Source organism: Actinomadura fibrosa, from assembly GCF_900659615.1.
Taxonomy (GTDB): Bacteria; Actinomycetota; Actinomycetes; order Streptosporangiales; family Streptosporangiaceae; genus Spirillospora; species Spirillospora fibrosa.
This window is the reverse complement of sequence record NZ_CAACUY010000030.1, coordinates 37,576-53,465: the sequence shown is the minus strand read 5'-3', so window position 1 is coordinate 53,465 and position 15,890 is coordinate 37,576. Positions and strand designations below refer to the sequence as shown.

Annotated in this window: 14 protein-coding genes; 11 read left to right on the top strand and 3 right to left on the bottom strand. The window is 72.4% G+C overall.

The genetic code is table 11. The features are described 5' to 3' along the window. Positions 1-256 precede the first annotated feature (256 nt). Positions 257-1,747, top strand: a complete 1,491-nt coding sequence (locus E1300_RS13785; protein ID WP_242619139.1) for a glycosyltransferase family 2 protein — start codon at positions 257-259, stop codon at positions 1,745-1,747. A gap of 248 nt (positions 1,748-1,995) precedes the next feature. Continuing rightward, positions 1,996-3,783 (top strand): hypothetical protein, encoded by a 1,788-nt coding sequence (locus E1300_RS13780; protein WP_131757374.1) that lies wholly within the window; start codon positions 1,996-1,998, stop codon positions 3,781-3,783. Positions 3,784-4,307: 524 nt separating this feature from the next. Here the strand turns inward: E1300_RS13780 and E1300_RS13775 are convergent. Together E1300_RS13775 and E1300_RS13770 are read right to left on the bottom strand one after the other, a co-directional pair. Then, positions 4,308-4,520: a DUF397 domain-containing protein gene (locus E1300_RS13775; protein ID WP_131757373.1), complete on the bottom strand. Its 213-nt coding sequence runs from the start codon at positions 4,518-4,520 to the stop codon at positions 4,308-4,310. Beyond that, positions 4,504-5,259, bottom strand: a complete 756-nt coding sequence (locus E1300_RS13770) for a DUF5753 domain-containing protein (protein WP_131757372.1) — start codon at positions 5,257-5,259, stop codon at positions 4,504-4,506. Before E1300_RS13770 ends, E1300_RS13775 begins: the two co-directional genes overlap by 17 nt. A gap of 253 nt (positions 5,260-5,512) precedes the next feature. Between E1300_RS13770 and E1300_RS13765 the strand changes: the two genes are divergently transcribed. Then, positions 5,513-6,229 (top strand): ATP-binding protein, encoded by a 717-nt coding sequence (locus E1300_RS13765; RefSeq protein WP_131757371.1) that lies wholly within the window; start codon positions 5,513-5,515, stop codon positions 6,227-6,229. On the opposite strand, the gene E1300_RS13760 is transcribed toward E1300_RS13765, so the two are convergent. Next, the gene (locus E1300_RS13760) at positions 6,226-7,878 is read right to left on the bottom strand and encodes a glycosyltransferase family 39 protein (protein WP_131757370.1); all 1,653 of its coding nucleotides are present in this window, start codon (positions 7,876-7,878) and stop codon (positions 6,226-6,228) included. The genes E1300_RS13765 and E1300_RS13760 overlap by 4 nt on opposite strands. A gap of 151 nt (positions 7,879-8,029) precedes the next feature. Here E1300_RS13760 and metG point away from each other — a divergent pair, with 151 nt between their 5' ends. The 8 genes from metG (at position 8,030) to E1300_RS13720 (ending at position 15,871) form a co-directional block, all read left to right on the top strand. Beyond that, positions 8,030-9,823, top strand: a complete 1,794-nt coding sequence (gene metG, locus E1300_RS13755; protein WP_131757369.1) for a methionine--tRNA ligase — start codon at positions 8,030-8,032, stop codon at positions 9,821-9,823. Continuing rightward, entirely contained in the window at positions 9,820-10,647 is an 828-nt protein-coding gene (locus E1300_RS13750; RefSeq protein ID WP_131757368.1) for a TatD family hydrolase, read from the top strand. The genes metG and E1300_RS13750 overlap by 4 nt, the downstream gene beginning before the upstream one ends. 55 nt (positions 10,648-10,702) lie before the next feature. Next, complete coding sequence (locus E1300_RS13745) at positions 10,703-11,434, top strand: FHA domain-containing protein (RefSeq protein ID WP_207399707.1); 732 nt, start codon at positions 10,703-10,705, stop codon at positions 11,432-11,434. A 121-nt stretch (positions 11,435-11,555) separates the two neighbouring features. After that, positions 11,556-12,362: a resuscitation-promoting factor gene (locus E1300_RS13740; protein WP_131757367.1), complete on the top strand. Its 807-nt coding sequence runs from the start codon at positions 11,556-11,558 to the stop codon at positions 12,360-12,362. An 18-nt stretch (positions 12,363-12,380) separates the two neighbouring features. Next, a complete protein-coding gene (gene rsmA / locus E1300_RS13735; RefSeq protein ID WP_131757366.1) occupies positions 12,381-13,424 on the top strand; it encodes a 16S rRNA (adenine(1518)-N(6)/adenine(1519)-N(6))-dimethyltransferase RsmA in 1,044 nt (347 codons plus the stop codon). Beyond that, positions 13,366-14,469, top strand: coding sequence for a glycoside hydrolase family 26 protein (locus E1300_RS13730; RefSeq protein ID WP_242619138.1), 1,104 nt, complete (start codon positions 13,366-13,368; stop codon positions 14,467-14,469). The genes rsmA and E1300_RS13730 overlap by 59 nt, the downstream gene beginning before the upstream one ends. Positions 14,470-14,571: 102 nt before the next feature. Continuing rightward, positions 14,572-15,492 (top strand): 4-(cytidine 5'-diphospho)-2-C-methyl-D-erythritol kinase, encoded by a 921-nt coding sequence (locus E1300_RS13725; RefSeq protein WP_131757388.1) that lies wholly within the window; start codon positions 14,572-14,574, stop codon positions 15,490-15,492. A 76-nt stretch (positions 15,493-15,568) separates the two neighbouring features. Further along, positions 15,569-15,871, top strand: coding sequence for a hypothetical protein (locus tag E1300_RS13720; protein ID WP_207399706.1), 303 nt, complete (start codon positions 15,569-15,571; stop codon positions 15,869-15,871). Positions 15,872-15,890 lie beyond the last annotated feature (19 nt).

Sequence of the window (15,890 nt, the reverse complement as noted above, 5' to 3'; positions counted from 1 at the left end):
GCGCGCGTCACAGCCGACCCACCCCTTCCGGGCCGCCGTGCCCGTATGCTTGACGTCCTAGCCTGCCGCCCGCGACCGTGGCGGAGATGGTTTTTCGGTTGCAACTGCGCAACACGATACGGCTGCTCTTGTTGAGAGCGGTCGGCATCACCCGTTCTCGGCAGGCATCATGAACGTCGACCGGCCGCCCAGCGGAACACGATGAGATTAGTTGAAAGTACCGCAGACGGTCACCAGGGGTAACGAAGGAGATCGCGTGGAACTCTCCGTAGTGATGCCATGTCTGAACGAGGCCGAAACGGTCGAGACCTGCGTCCGCAAGACGATCGGCTTCTTCGAGGACAACGGTATCGACGGCGAGGTCGTCATCGCCGACAACGGCAGCACCGACGGCAGCCAGCAGCTCGCCCGGGACGCCGGTGCCCGCGTCGTGCCCGTCATCGACAAGGGCTACGGCAACGCCCTGATGGGCGGCATCCGCGCGGCGCGGGGGCGCTACGTGGCGATGGGCGACGCCGACGACTCCTACGACTTCACCACCCTCGGCCCGTTCCTGGACGAGCTGCGCGACGGCGCCGACCTCGTCATGGGCAACCGGTTCAAGGGCGGGATCGCGCCCGGCGCGATGCCGCCGCTGCACCGCTACCTCGGCAACCCGGTGCTGAGCTTCGCCGGCCGGCTGTTCTTCCGCAGCAAGATCGGCGACTTCCACTGCGGGCTGCGGGCGTTCGACAAGCAGCGGATCCTCCAGCTCGGGCTCCAGACCGGCGGCATGGAGTTCGCCAGCGAGATGGTCGTCAAGGCGACCCTCCAGCAGTACGACATCCGCGAGGTCCCGACCACGCTGTCGCCGGACGGGCGGTCCCGCGCCCCGCACCTCAACACCTGGCGCGACGGCTGGCGTCATCTGCGCTTCCTCCTCCTCTACAGCCCGCGGTGGCTGTTCCTGATCCCCGGGCTCGTCTTTATGACGCTCGGCTTGATCGCCGGGATCGCACTGTCGACCGGTCCCGTGACGGTCGGCGACATCGCCTTCGACGTCGACACCCTCGTCGGCGCGTCCGCCGCGCTCGTCATCGGCTTCCAGGCCGTGCTGTTCGCGCTGCTCACGAAGGTGTACGCGATGCAGGAGGGATTCCTGCCGCACGACCGGCGGGTCCAGAAGATCATCGACTGGTGGAGCCTGGAGCGCGGCCTGCTGCTCGGCGGGCTGCTGGCCATCGCGGGCCTCGCCGGCCTCGTCGCCTCGCTGCTGCACTGGCGGGTCAACAGCTTCGGCGAGCTCGACCCGCGGCACTCGCTGCGCATCGTCGTCCCCGCCGCCACCGCGCTCGTGATGAGCTTCCAGGCCATCTTCGCGTCGCTGTTCGTGAGCATCCTCGGCATCCGCCGCCGCCAGCACCCGCCGCTCACCGACGCGGTCGACGAGGCCGCCGACGTCGTGGACGCCGCCGTCGCGAAGGTCGTGGGCGAGCGCAAGGCGGACGCCGGTAAGACCGACACGGGCAAGGCCGAGACGAGCGCGGCCGGCGAGGCGGACACCGCCCCGGCACAGACCGACAAGACAGACAAGACGGACGCCGCCGACAAGGCGGACGCCGAGAAGGCCGACAGCGGCCCGAGCCAGGCGACGGTGCCCGCGCCGAGCAGCGCCGGCGAGTCGGAGAACCTCGACGCCGCCGCCGCGCCCGCCAAGACCGCCCGTCCGCGCGAGACCGGCAAGGCCGCCGACGCCGACGAGAGCTGACCCCGCGCAGCGGACCGCCGCCGAGCCCTCGGGAACCGACGCCCGGGGGCTCGGCGCTTCCCGGCCCCGCGCGCCCGTGGCCTGCGGCTCGTCACCGGCCGGCGGGCAGTCATGACGGAGCGTCCCGAATGCAGAGAAGTTGCTGAGCGTTTGCGACCCGCGGACGCCGCCCCGCCGGGACTGTGACAGGCTGTCAAAACGATGGATCTTCCTCCCCTGACCGCCCGTGGGCGGCGCGCCGGACGACGATGAGCGCCGAGGCCGCGCCCCTCGCCGTCGCGCGCCCCACGACCACGTCGGACCGCGAGGGCACCCCCGCCGCCGCGTCCCGCCGCCGCACCTGGTTCTGGCTGTTCACGCTCGGCTGGCTCGCCCAGGTCGCGGTGCGCCTCTGGCTCGCGTCCGGGCAGACGATGCCGGTCGCGACGCCGGACGAGGCGGGCTACCTGTTCGCCGCGCGGGTCCTCACCGGCGGCCCCGACGCCGACATGTCGTACGGGACGGTCTACCGGGGCGGCTACCCGCTGCTGCTGACCCCCGCGTTCTGGCTGGGCGACGACCCGGTGACCGTGTACCGGGCCGCGCTCGTCATCAACGCGATGGTCAGCGCGGCGATGCTGCCGCTGGCCTACCTGCTGCTGCGCGGGCTGCGGGTGCGCCGGCGCTGGTCGTACCCGTTCGCGCACGTGACGGCGCTGCTGCCCGGCGTGCTGTTCTACTCCGAGTTCGTCCTGACCGACGCCGTGCTGCCGGTCGTGCTGCTCGGCTGGCTGCTGCTCCTGCACGCGTGGCTCACCGCGCCCCGGCGGGACGGCGGCGGCTCGTCCCGCCGCGAGACGCTGGCCGGGCTGGGCGCGTCGCTGCTGGTCGCGTTCGCCTACACGTCCCACACCCGCGGCGCCGTCCTGCTCCTCGCGCACGCGGGGGTGCTGGCGGTCGCGGTGCTGTGCCGGTGGCGGCCCTGGCGCGGGACGGCCCTGACCGCGCTCGTCCTCGCCGCCTGCGTCGCGGCCGGGACGGCGCTCAACCACTCGCTGCTGCCGCACCTGTACCCGTACGGCGACAACGACCTGAGCGGCAACCTGGCCCGGCGCCTCACCACGCGGGACGGGCTCGGCTGGATGCTCTCCCTCGGCACCGGCCAGATCTGGTACCAGGCGGTCGCGACCGGCGGGATCGCGGCGGTCGGCCTGGTGACCGTGGCGTTCGCGGCGGCGCGCCGCGGCACTCCCGGCCGGTTGCGGGTCCTGGCGCTCGCGCTCCTCGCGATCGTGGCGGGCATCGCGTTCGCCACGTCGGGCGCGCTCCCGGACGAGTACCGCATCGGCAACTACGTGTACGGCCGCTACCTGGCCTGCGTCACCCCCGTCTTCTTCGCGGTGGGCGTCGCGGTCCTGCTGCGCGCCGGGCGCCGCACGCTGCTGTGGGCGGCGTCGTCGGCGGCCGCCCTCACCGTCCTCACGGCGTGCGTCGTCGCCTGGTACGCGGGGGACCGGCTGCACCGCTACACCTACACGCGCTACGACTTCCCCGAGACGTCGTTCCTGACCTGGGACTGGACGGCGTTCCACCTGTGGCGCGCGACCTGGGCGGGCCTCGTCCTGCTGGGTCTCGCGGTGCTGGCCGCCCAGCTCCGCCGCCACGGCCCGGCGCTGCTCGCCGGGCTCCTCGCCGCCGTGGCGCTCGCGATGACGGTCACGGCCATCGAGCGGATCGCGCAGCCGCTCGTCCGCGAGTCGGCGGCGCACACCGACCTGCGCGGCCGGACGGACCTGCGGGACCGGCGGTCCATCGCGCTGGACTGGAACGTCCCGTGGACGATCCGGCTGTCGCACTTCTACTGGGCGTGGTGGAGCGAGGGCAGCGTCTTCAACGCGCGCGACACGAAGCCGCCGCGGACGGCCGACCTGGTCGTCATGTCCTGGCCGAAGAACAAGCCGCCGTCCGCGAGCTGGCCCGGCGGCGCACCGCCCGGCTGGTCGATCGTGGACAGCCGCCGCACCCCGGAAGGCGACTGGGTGGCCTGGACCCGGTGAGATAGCTCCGAAGCACCGCGGCCAGAACATAGACCCCGCCCAACCCCGCGACGCCCAGGAGAACGACGACCACACCGAAGGGCGTCCCGGCACCCCCGCCGACGACTCCGAAGAGCCCGCAAGCCACGAGCACCGACTCAAAGGCGACAACGCCGGCGAACACCCCCTGGCGCCCGCGCCAGAACCGCGCGGCGAGCACGAACGCGGGCGCGGCGGCCACCAGCAGCGGAGACAGGTAGATCACCGGGATCAGCAGCCACCCCGCGGACCCGTCGTCCGGAATCCCCTCGGTGAGCACGAAGGCGCCCACCATGCCGTTCGGAACGACCCAGGCACTGGCCAACAGAACAGCCTGCACCCACAAGACCACCCGAGCAACGACCAAACTCCCCGGGCGGCGCATCCCCGCCAGATCAGTAGTCACCATGCAGACCAGCCTGGCCGCCGCCGCACCCGCACACATCAGCGGAAGTACTCAAGCAACCCAGCAGATCTACTCAGCCATGCGACAGTCGCGCAGGTCCCTACGAGAGATCGAGCTCGCCCCTGCGTGTGCGCTCGGCAAGGTCACGCCATGCAGCGCGACCGATGAGGAGCATCGGCCCGTCGGGATCCTTGGAGTCGCGAACGGCGACCGCCGCGAACACCCCGGCGAGTTCTACGCAGTCGCTTCCGCTTGCGCTGCTGCGGCTTGCCTTGCGCCACTGGATCGTCGATAGATCAACGTGGGAGCCCATCAGACTGCCGATACTCCTTGGCGATGCCGGCGACCAGTGTCACCGAGTCGCTCTCGGAAAGTGCCTGATCGCAAATCCGGTCGAACCTCACATTACAGCGATTCACCTGTTCGACATCTTCGAGGTAGATCTCGCCGCCCATGCCTTCGAGGTAGGCGACGTCCTCGTCCTGGCCGTCGGCGAAGCTGAGGACGACGAACGGACCGTCCATCCCGGCGTGCTCGCCGACGGAGAGGGGCATGACGCGCATGCTGACGTTCGGCCTGCTCGCGGCCTCGACGAGGGCGTCCAGTTGCCGGGCCATGACCTGGACGCCACCGACCGGGCGCCTCAGCACGGCCTCGTCCAGGACGACGTCGTAGGACGGGGCGTCCCGCCGCTCAAGGATCGCGCGGCGGGCCATGCGGGCCTGGAGTCGGCGGAGCAGGGCGTCCTCGGCGGCGTCGGGCGACAGGATCCGGATGAGAGCGAGCGCGTAGTCGCTGGTCTGGAGTAGGCCGGGGACGAACTGGACCTGCCAGCTCCGGATCGTGGTGGCGTCGTCCTCCAACTCGGCGAACGAGTCGGCGAGGACGTCGTTGAAGGCCGACCACCAACCCCGCTTGCGGATGTCCCGCGCGAGTTGCATCAGGGTCAGCTTCTGGGATTCGCCACCGCCGTACAGGTCGAGCATCGCCTCCACGTCCGCGGGCTTGGGCCGCGTACTGGCGGTCTCGAACCGAGGTGACAGGAGCTTCACTGAGAGTCATCTCGTGCGCTCACCGAGTGATCCGTGGTGAAGCCAGCAGTCCTTCAGGAAGGTCATCGAGGGGGTCCCGGGCCGGTGTGGCACCACCTGGCCCGGGACCTTGATCGGACGTGGAGGTCCGACCTATGCGTGATCGTACGAACTCGTCATCCGGTGCGGTGACGCCGTCCGATAGCAAGCAGCCCACCGCCTGCGGCCGAGGACGGACGATCGGCGAGGCCGCGGCGCGTGTCAGGGGTGGCCGATGCTGATGGGCAGGCCCGCCGACATCGCGAACGGCGGGGCCTGTGTCTTCCAGCTTCCCCGCGACCCGAGCGCCGTGTCCAAGGCGCGGTCCCTCATCGCTGCGACGATGCGCGCGTTCCCCTTCGCCGCCGACATGGTCGAGGACGCCAAGCTCGCGGTGTCCGAAGTCACCACGAACGCGCTCGCCCACGCGGCCTCTACGGCGTGCCCGGAGCTGTGGGTCTGGGCGCGCACCCGTCCCGTCCCGGAACTGGTCGTCTCCGTCTTCGATGCCCACCGCGACACTTGGCCGGTCGCGGACAACGGCGGCCTGCTCGATGAACACGGTCGAGGCATGTCCATCGTGGCGGCCTTCTCCACCGACGCCGGTTCGCATCTCACACGGTCACGCCTCACCAGGATGTCCGGCAAGTGCGTCTGGTTCAGGCTTCCCCTGCCGGAACCGTGGCCTGGCGTCGATCGCGTCATCGCCCCGAGAGTGGCGGCGGAGCGCCTTTCTGAGGTGCTGCGGGCACGTGGCGTCCTGTTCACATGCCGCAGTGATGACAGCGGCATCTCGGTTCTCACCCTCGGGGCCCGGAACGTCTGGGTCGAGCCGAAGTCGTTCTCGTGGCGTGATGGCCGTGGCTATGTCCGCCAGCCGTTGATCGACCTTCAGGAGACGGCCGAACGCATCGTCAGTTTCGAGGAGTGGCGTACCCAGCGAAAGCTCTAGTCGGGGTTGGGGCCTGGGTTCTCGTTGGCGTGGGCGGCGTTGGGGGGTGGGGTCCAGAGTTGCAGGACGCCGTCGGACGAGCGCCACAGCAGCCGCCAGCCGTCCGTGGCGGACGGGCGCCAGCCGCCGGCGATCTGGGACTCCTGGCCGCGCCACCGGGTGTAGAGCATCGGCCCTTCGAGGGCGTTGCGCGGGATCTGCGGCTCGTAGTGCGGGAAGTCGCGGATCTCGCCGCGCCAGACCGGGTCGCCCCACATGTCGCGGGTGTAGAAGGTGAGGGTCTGCGCGAGCCGCCGGTCGGCGCAGATCAGCCGGATGTCGCGGTGGTCGCCGAGGTAGCCGCGCAGCTCGTTCCAGGCCGTGTCGCGCGGCAGGTCCGGGACGGCGCGGACGGCGTAGGTCACGTACGTCCCGCCCAGCGCGAGGGCCAGGACGGGGGCCACGAGCGTCCGGAGGCGCAGGCGGCGGACGAGGTCCGCGGGCAGCATCCGCGCCATGAGGATCAGCGACCCGAAGCCGCCCGCGAGGAGGGCGGGGAACACCGCGAACCAGTAGCGGACGAGCCAGGCCCGCAGCGAGATGCTGTTCGGGTCGAGGACGCCCGACAGGACCGTCAGCGGGACGGCCAGGGTGAAGAACCACACCAGGACGAGCGCCAGGCGCCGGTCGCGGGTGACGGCCCAGCCGACGATGGTGAGGGCCAGCGCGGCGGTGAAGACCGTCCCGAGGGGCTGCCAGTCGTGCATGGCGCGCAGGAACGAGCGCAGGGCGAGCCCGCGCGTCACGTAGTCGCGGGACTGGCCGCCGTGCTCGGCCGCCGACCGGATCCCGGCGAGCGGGTTGCCCCAGACCAGGGCGTTGTGGACGAGGTTGACGGCGAGGACCGCGAGCATGGGGGCGCCGACCGTGACGTTGCGGCGCCACGGGACGCGCAGCAGCCACAGGTACGCGGGGATCGCCAGGAACAGGAACGCGAGGAACTCGCGGACGAGGAACGACGAGGCGAGCACCGCGCCCGCGGCGAGCAGCCAGCGGGTCTGGGTTCGTCCGGTGCGGCGGCTCGCGACGACGAGCGCGGCCATCCCTATCGCGAACAGCCCGGCGCCCGGCATGTCCGGCAGCATGACGCCGGTCGACCAGGTGACCTCGTGGCCGTACGGGTTGGTCATCGTGAAGAACGGGTGGACCAGCAGCACCAGCGCGGACGCGAGGCCCGCCAGGTCGCCGAACAGGGACCGGACGACGAGGTACGTCCCGACGAAGAACGCGCATCCGCCGAGCGCCGCGATGGTGAAGTAGGCGGCCTGCCCCGGCCCGAGGACCTCCTGGACGAGCCGCGCGGGCAGCACCAGCCCGATCCGCGTCACCTGGTGGGGGACCTCGTCGAACGGCCACTGGGTGAGGGGGATGTCGGGCCAGTCGCGGGCGCCCAGCCAGACGTAGTAGGGGTCGAAGTACAGCGGCGGCGTCATGACGACCCACTGGGCCAGGACCGTGCACGCCGCGACGAGGAGGGCGAGCCACACGACGCGCCGCGTCCGGCGGACGGGCCCGGGAAGGCGCGCGGACAGCCGTCCGGGCAGGCTCCGGTCGCTCGCGGTGCCCGATGGTGGGTGGACGGCGGGCTCGCCGGCCGTGGTCTGGCCCATGTGCTGCTTCTGCCTTCGCCTGGGTGATCCGTCGCGTGAGCGCCGGACCAGGCTACTCGGGTGCCCGGGACGGGCGGGCCGCCACCGGGCGGATCGCGGGTACGGCGATAACCGTGCGGTCCGGGGGACCGACCCGACTACCCTTGATTCCATGTCCTCGTCAAGCCGACACATCTTGACCGCGCCCGCCTGGCCGTACGCCAACGGGCCCCGTCACATCGGGCACGTCTCCGGTTTCGCGCTGCCCGCCGACATGTTCAGCCGCTACCAGCGGATGGCGGGCAACCGGGTCCTGATGGTGAGCGGCACCGACGAGCACGGCACGCCGATCCAGGTGCAGGCCGACAAGGAGGGCCTGAGCGCCCGCGAGCTGGCCGACCGCTACAACCGGGTCATCGCCGAGGACCTGCACGGCCTCGGCATGTCCTACGACCTGTTCACCCGGACCACGACCCGCAACCACTACGCGGTCGTCCAGGAGATCTTCAAGGGCCTGTACGACAACGGCTACATCTTCCCGAAGACGACGATGGGCGCGATCTCGCCGTCCACCGGCCGGACGCTGCCCGACCGCTACATCGAGGGCACCTGCCCGATCTGCGGGTACGACGGGGCGCGCGGCGATCAGTGCGACAACTGCGGGAACCAGCTCGACCCGATCGACCTGATCAACCCGGTGAGCCGGATCAACGGGGAGACGCCGAAGTTCGTCGAGACCGAGCACTTCATGCTCGACCTGCCCGCGTTCACCGAGGTCCTCGGCCGGTACCTGCGGGGCAAGCAGGGCCAGTGGCGGCCGAACGTGCTGAAGTTCGCGCTGAACCTGCTGGACGACATGCAGCCCCGCGCGATCAGCCGCGACCTCGACTGGGGCGTGCCGATCCCGCTGGACGGCTGGCGCGACAACCCCGCCAAGAAGCTGTACGTGTGGTTCGACGCCGTCATCGGCTACTTCTCCGCGTCCGTGGAGTGGGCCCGGCGCAACGGCGACCCGGAGGCGTGGCGCGCCTGGTGGCAGGACCCAGAGGCCCTGTCGTACTACTTCATGGGCAAGGACAACATCGTCTTCCACGCGGAGATCTGGCCCGCGATCCTGCTCGGCTACAGCGGCCAAGGCGACAAGGGCGGCGAGCCGGGGTCGCTCGGCGCGCTGAACCTGCCGACGGAGGTCGTGTCGTCGGAGTTCCTGACGATGGAGGGCAAGAAGTTCTCCTCGTCCCGCCAGGTCGTCATCTACGTGAAGGACTTCCTGGAGCGCTACGACGTCGACGCGCTGCGCTACTACGTCGCGGTCGCCGGGCCGGAGAACCAGGACACCGACTTCACCTGGTCGGAGTTCCGCCGCCGCAACAACGACGAGCTGGTCGCCGCGTGGGGCAACCTCGTCAACCGGTCGGTGAACCTGGCCGCGAAGAACTACGGCCGGATCCCCGAGGCGGGCGACCTGAACGACGCCGACCGGGCGCTGATGGAGCGCAGCCGGAACGCGTTCGCGGCGGTCGGCGCGGAGCTCGGCCGGTCCCGGTTCAAGAACGCGGTGACCGAGGCGTTCGACGTGGTGCGCGACGCCAACAAGTACCTGTCCGACCAGGCGCCGTGGAACCTGAAGGACGACCCGGCGCGCGTCCAGTCGATCCTGCACACCTCGCTCCAGGTCGTGGACGACGCGAAGACGCTGCTCACGCCGTTCCTGCCGAACTCGTCCCAGAAGGTGTACGAGATGCTCGGCGGCGAGGGCGTGTGGAGCGGAATGCCGGAGATCCGCGACGTGTCGGAGGACGGCGGCCCGGACTACCGGGTGCTGACCGGCGACTACGAGACCGAGGCGCGCTGGGAGTCCGTGCCGATCAAGCCGGGCGTCCCGCTGTCGAAGCCGACGCCGCTGTTCCGCAAGCTCGACGCGTCCATCGTGGACGAGGAGATCGCCCGGCTGGAGCGGCCGTGACCGACGGCACCCGGAACGGGCAGGCCGGGCGGGTCTTCCCGCCGCTGCCGGAGCGGCTGCCCGCCGACGTGTTCGACAGCCACTGCCACCTCGACATCGTCGAGACGCCGGTGAGCGAGCAGCTCGCGGCGGCGAAGGCGGCGGGCATCGCGCGGATCGTCACGATCGGCTGCGACCTGCCGTCGTCCCGGTTCGCCGTGGACGCCGCCGACGAGTTCGACGACGTGTACGCGGCCGTGGCGATGCACCCGAACGAGACGACGGGGATCTCCGACGCCGTCCTGGACGACATCGCCGCGCTCGCCGCGCACCCGAAGGTCCGCGCGATCGGCGAGACCGGCCTCGACTACTACCGGGACTGGGCCCCCAAGGACGACCAGCACCGGTCGTTCCGCGGCCACATCGAGATCGCCAAGAGCACCGGCAAGGCGCTGGTCATCCACGACCGCGAGGCCCACGACGACGTCCTCGCGATCCTCCGCGAGGAGGGCGCGCCGGAGAAGGTGGTGTTCCACTGCTTCTCCGGCGACGCCGCGATGGCGGAGGTCTGCGCCGAGCGCGGCTACGTGATGAGCTTCGCCGGGAACGTGACGTTCAAGAACGCCGAGCCGCTGCGCGAGGCGCTGCGGGTCGCCCCGCTCGACCTGCTGCTCGTCGAGACCGACGCCCCGTTCCTGACGCCGATCCCGCACCGCGGCAAGCCGAACGCCTCGTACCTGATCCCGCACACCGTCCGGGCGATGGCGGAGGTCAAGGACGTCGACGTCGCGGACCTGTGCGCCGCGATCGCGGCGACGGGGGAGCGCGTCTTCGGCCCCTGGTGACCCGTCCCGCCGACCGGGGCGGCCGGTCCCGGCGGAGAGGAAGGAGAGGCGCCCCATGCCGGGGATCATCGTGCGGGCCGCGGGCGACGGCCCGCAGGCCGCGGCGCGGGAGCTGCGGCCCGGCGGGCAGCTCACGTTCGGGCGCGGCTCGGCCGACCAGCCCGTCGACCTGGCCTTCGACGAGCCCGGCGTGTCCCGCCTCGCCGGGCGCATCCGCGCCGTGGACGACCACTGGCTGATCAGCAACCTCAGCCGCGCCACCGCCTACGTCGTGGAGAACCCCGAAGGCGACGGGGAGTTCGTCAGGGTCCCGCCCCGCCGCCTGCGGATGCCCGTCCCGTTCGAGTTCTCCCGCGTCCTGCTGCCGGCGGAGACGGGCCCGGTCTCCTTCCTCGTGTTCGCGCCGGGGCAGATGTTCGCCGACCCGGACGCCCCCGACCCCGACGTGAGCGGCACGACCGTCGTCCCCTTCCCGCTGGACGTGACCGCCACGTACTTCCTCGTGCTCGTCGCGCTCTGCGAGCCCCGGCTGCGGGACGGGCCCGGCGCGGCCGTCCCGTCCGTCCCGGAGATCATCAGGCGGCTCGCCGCCGTCCCCGGCTGCGGCGGCCTCACCCGGTCCGCCGTCGCCTTCCACATCGACTACCTGGCGTCGGTGAAGCTGCGCGTCCCCGAGCCCGCGGCCGGGCGCGCCGCGAAGGCCGACTGGCAGCGCGCCGCGCTCGTGTCGCTGGCCCTCCGCTTCGATCTCGTGCGCCAGGAGCACCTGGCGCTGCTGTCGCGCTGACCGCGGATACGCCGTTTCCCGGACGGAGTAATCCCGTTGAGGTGGCGGGCGACGGCCGCCTCCCTCTACTCTCTGCGCGGTGACGGGCGCCCCCGAGCCCGTCCGTTCCTGGAGGAACACGGTGCGGCGAGTCCTGAAGAGCCCCGCGGTCCCCGTCCTGGTGGTGGCGGCGCTGCTGGCGGGCGCGTGCGGCGGCGGCGGGTCCGGCGGCAAGGCCGGAGCCACCGGCGCGCCGGTCGCGGACCCCCCGAAGACCAGCGCCCCCGCCCCCCGCAAGATCGTCATCGTGGTCGACAAGAAGAAGACCGAGACGATGACCACGGGCACCACCGTCCAGCAGGTCCTGGACCTGGCGAAGATCCAGCTCGGCCCGCACGACCTCGTCGCGCCGCCGCGGGACCGGCCGGCCGGGCAGGTCATCAAGGTCGTGCGGCTGCTGACCGCGCCCGTCACGAAGAAGGTCGCGACGCCCGCGCCGACGATCAGGAAGAAGAGCTCGTCGGTGCCGCCGTTCAGCGAGAAGGAGCTCCGCAAGGGCCGGCCGGGGCTGAAGATCGTGCAGACGGCGTACGCCCGGCGCAAGGGCAAGAAGGTCAAGATCGTCATCTCGGAGAAGGTGAAGCGCAAGCCCGTCGCCCGGATCCTCGCCGTCGGCCCGCAGGGCGCCGCGGGCGGCTCCGCCGCGAGCCTCAACTGGCGCGGCCTCGCCAACTGCGAGTCCCACAACAACCCCAAGGCCGTGAACCCCGCCGGCTACTACGGCCTCTACCAGTTCTCGCTGTCGTCCTGGGCGTCGGTCGGCGGCTCCGGCAAGCCGTCCGACGCCAGCGCCGCCGAGCAGACCTACCGCGCGCAGATGCTCTACAACAAGGTGAACGGCCGCTGGCAGGGGCAGTGGCCCAACTGCGGGCGGTTCCTGTTCTCCTGAGCCTGAGAGACTTGTCCGGTGGGGGAGACACGGGGACTGCTCGGACCGGCGGACGTGCGCGCGCTGGCGGAGCGGCTGGGGATCAGGCCGACGAAGACGCTCGGGCAGAACTTCGTCATCGACGCGAACACCGTCCGGCGGATCGTCCGCTCGGCCGGCCTGGAGGACGACGACGTCGTCATCGAGGTCGGCCCCGGGCTCGGGTCGCTGACGCTGGCGCTGCTGCCCGCGGCGCGGCGCGTCGTCGCGGTCGAGATCGACCCGCCGCTGGCCGCCGAGCTGCCCGCCACGGTCGCGGCGCGGGCGCCGGAGCTCGCCGGCCGGCTGGAGGTCGTCCGGGCCGACGCGATGAAGATCACAGAGATTCCCGGGCCCGCGCCGACCGCGCTGGTCGCGAACCTGCCCTACAACGTCGCGGTCCCGGTCGTCCTGCACCTGCTGGCCGTCCTGCCGTCGCTGCGGCGCGCCCTGGTCATGGTGCAGGCCGAGGTCGCCGACCGGATGGTCGCCCCGCCCGGCTCCAAGATCTACGGCGTGCCGTCGGTGAAGCTCGCCTGGTACGGCGACGCCCGCCGGGCCGGACCCGTCGGGCGCGCGGTGTTCTGGCCCGCCCCGAACGTCGACTCCGGCCTCGTCGCGTTCACCCGGCACGACCCGCCGCCCACCACCGCGACCCGCGAGCAGGTCTTCGCCGTGGTCGACGCCGCGTTCGCGCAGCGCCGCAAGACGCTGCGCGCCGCCCTCGCGGGCTGGGCCGGCTCCGCGGCGGCGGCCGAGCACGCGCTGCGCGCCGCGGGCGTCGATCCGCGAGCGCGGGGCGAAGCGCTGGACGTGGCCGCCTTCGCCCGTATTGCCGAGTATGGTTCCCCCGTCGGGGAGGGTGTTCCCCCAGCGCCCGCGGCCACTGCTCCCGGGGGCGCATCCGAGCGGGAAGAGTCGGAGGACGATGGTGAAGGCGCGTTCGCGGACGACGCGGGCGGGGGTGCCCGCGAGGGCGCCGATCGTGCCGGCGGCGCTGGTCACGGCGCTGGCGGCACTGGCGGCCGCGGCCGGGTGCAGTAGCGGCGCGGGCGCGGCACCCAAGATCACGACGACCGCCCGGGCCGGTGTCGCCCCGACGCCCCCGGCCAAGGGCGCCTACTTCGGCGCCTGGGTCCCACCGGAGGACGCCAGGAAACGCGCCCCGTCCGGCTCCCCGTCGGCCTCACCCTCGGACGACCCGTCGGACGGCGCGTCCGGCAGCCCCTCCGCGACGGGGCACCCGTCCGCCAAGCCGACCGGCAAGGACGTCGACAAGCCCGGCATGGCCTCCGTCGTCGGGTTCGAGAACGAGCTCGGCCGCCAGCTCGACATCGTGCAGAGCTACCGGGGCTGGAAGGCGCCGTTCCCCGCCGACCTCGACACCTCCGTCCTCGGCGGCAACCGCTACCTGCTGCTCACCTGGGCCGGCGGCGACACCAGGGACATCGTCAAGGGCACCTACGACGACCTCATCCGCACCCGCGCCCGCGCCATCAAGGCCACCGGCAAGCCGGTCTTCCTCCGCTGGTCGCGGGACATGGACAAGGCCAGCACGCGGGAGCGCGTGCACACCGCGGCCGACTACATCGCCGCCTGGAAGCACCTGCGCGCGATCTTCACGCAGGAGAGGGTCGACAACGTCGCCTGGGTGTGGTGCCCGTCCGCGCGCGGCTTCGGCTCCGGCAACGCCGGCTCCTACTACCCGGGCGACGACGAGGTCGACTGGATCTGCGCCGACGCCCAGCCGGGCGGCGACTACGACTACCGCGACCTGTCCGAGGCCGTGAAGCTGTTCCTGCAGTGGGCCCGGGACCGGCCGAAGCCCATCATGATCGCCGAGTTCGGCGTCCCGAAGGCCTACGCCGGACGCCGCGCCGAGTGGCTCCGCGCCGCGTCCAGGACCCTCCAGGACCCGCAGGTCAAGGCCGTCGTCTACTTCAACTCCGACGAGCAGCGCGAGGACGCCCGCGACGACCGCCGCGCCTTCTCGGTGACCGGCGACAAGCGCGCCGTCTCCGCCCTCCGCGAGCTCGCGACCACGCCCTACTTCAACCCCCGCAACCTCCCCGTGACCCCGGGCGGCTGACCGTCCCGCCCGGCCGGGCGGCCGCGGCGGGCCGCCCGGGTGATCGGCACCCGCGTCCATGGTCACGCTCGCGTTCCCGTACGCTTCCGTGACGTGACCGCAGTGAGCGTACGCGTCCCCGCCAAGGTCAACCTTCAGCTCAGCGTGGGCCCGGTCCGCGCCGACGGCTACCACGACCTCGTCAACGTGTTCCACGCCGTCTCGCTGTTCGACGAGGTGACGGCCACGCCCGCCGACGGGCTGCGGCTCACCGTCGAGGCCGCGCCGCACTCCCGCGTGGCGGTCGGCGGCGTCCCCACCGACGACGGCAACCTCGCCGCCCGCGCGGCCCGGCTCGTCGCCGCCCGGCTCGGCGTCGAACCCGCCGTGGCGCTGCGGATCCGCAAGGCCATCCCCGTCGCGGGCGGCATGGCCGGCGGCAGCGCCGACGCCGCCGCCGCGCTCGTCGCCTGCGCGCGGCTCTGGGACGACCGTGACCGGCCCGCCCTCACCCGCGACGACCTCATGGAGCTCGGCGCCGAGCTCGGCAGCGACGTCCCGTTCGCGCTCCTCGGCGGCACCGCGATCGGCGTCGGGCGCGGCGAGCGGCTCACCCCCGCCCTCGCCCGCGGGACGTTCCACTGGGTGTTCGCCACCGCCGACGGCGGCCTGTCCACGCCCGCCGTCTACGCCGAGTGCGACCGCCTCCGCGAGGCCCAGGGCCGCGCCGCCGCTTGGCCCCGCGTCTCCGAGGACCTCATGACCGCGCTCGCCACCGGCGACGCCAAGAACCTCGGCGCCGCGCTCGACAACGACCTCCAGGCCGCCGCGCTGTCGCTCCGCCCTTCCCTGCGCCGGACGCTCGCCGCGGGCCGCGAGTTCGGCGCCGCCGGGGCGATCGTGTCCGGTTCCGGCCCCACCTGCGCCTTCCTCGTCGCCAACGAGGAGCACGCCGCCGACCTCGCCGCCGAGCTGGACGGCGCGGGCGTCGCCGAGCAGGTCGTCGTCGCCGCCGGCCCCGTCCCCGGCGCCACCGTCGTCTGAGCCCGCTTCCCCGGACGCGCGGGTATCGTGGCCGCACCCGTAACGGCCGCGAGGGCCCAAGGTCGAGCGTGAGGAAGTGGATGTGTTGAGCCTCGCCGTGCTCCTGCTCATCGTGATCGTCCTGCTCGCCCTCGTCGGCGCCGTGGTGATGATCATCGTGGTGGCGAACGGCAACCGGAAGCGCACGCAGCCACCGCCGGGCTACGGCCCGCCGCAGCCCGGCTACGGCCAGCAGTACCCGGGCCAGTATCCGCCGGGCCAGCAGTACCCGGGCCAGCAGTACGGAGGCCAGCAGCCGCCGGGCCAGCAACAGCCTGGGCAGCAGTACCCCGGCCAGCAGTATCCGGGCGACTCCCCGGCGGGCCCGCCGCCCGCCTGATCCCCGGCACCCGGCGTCC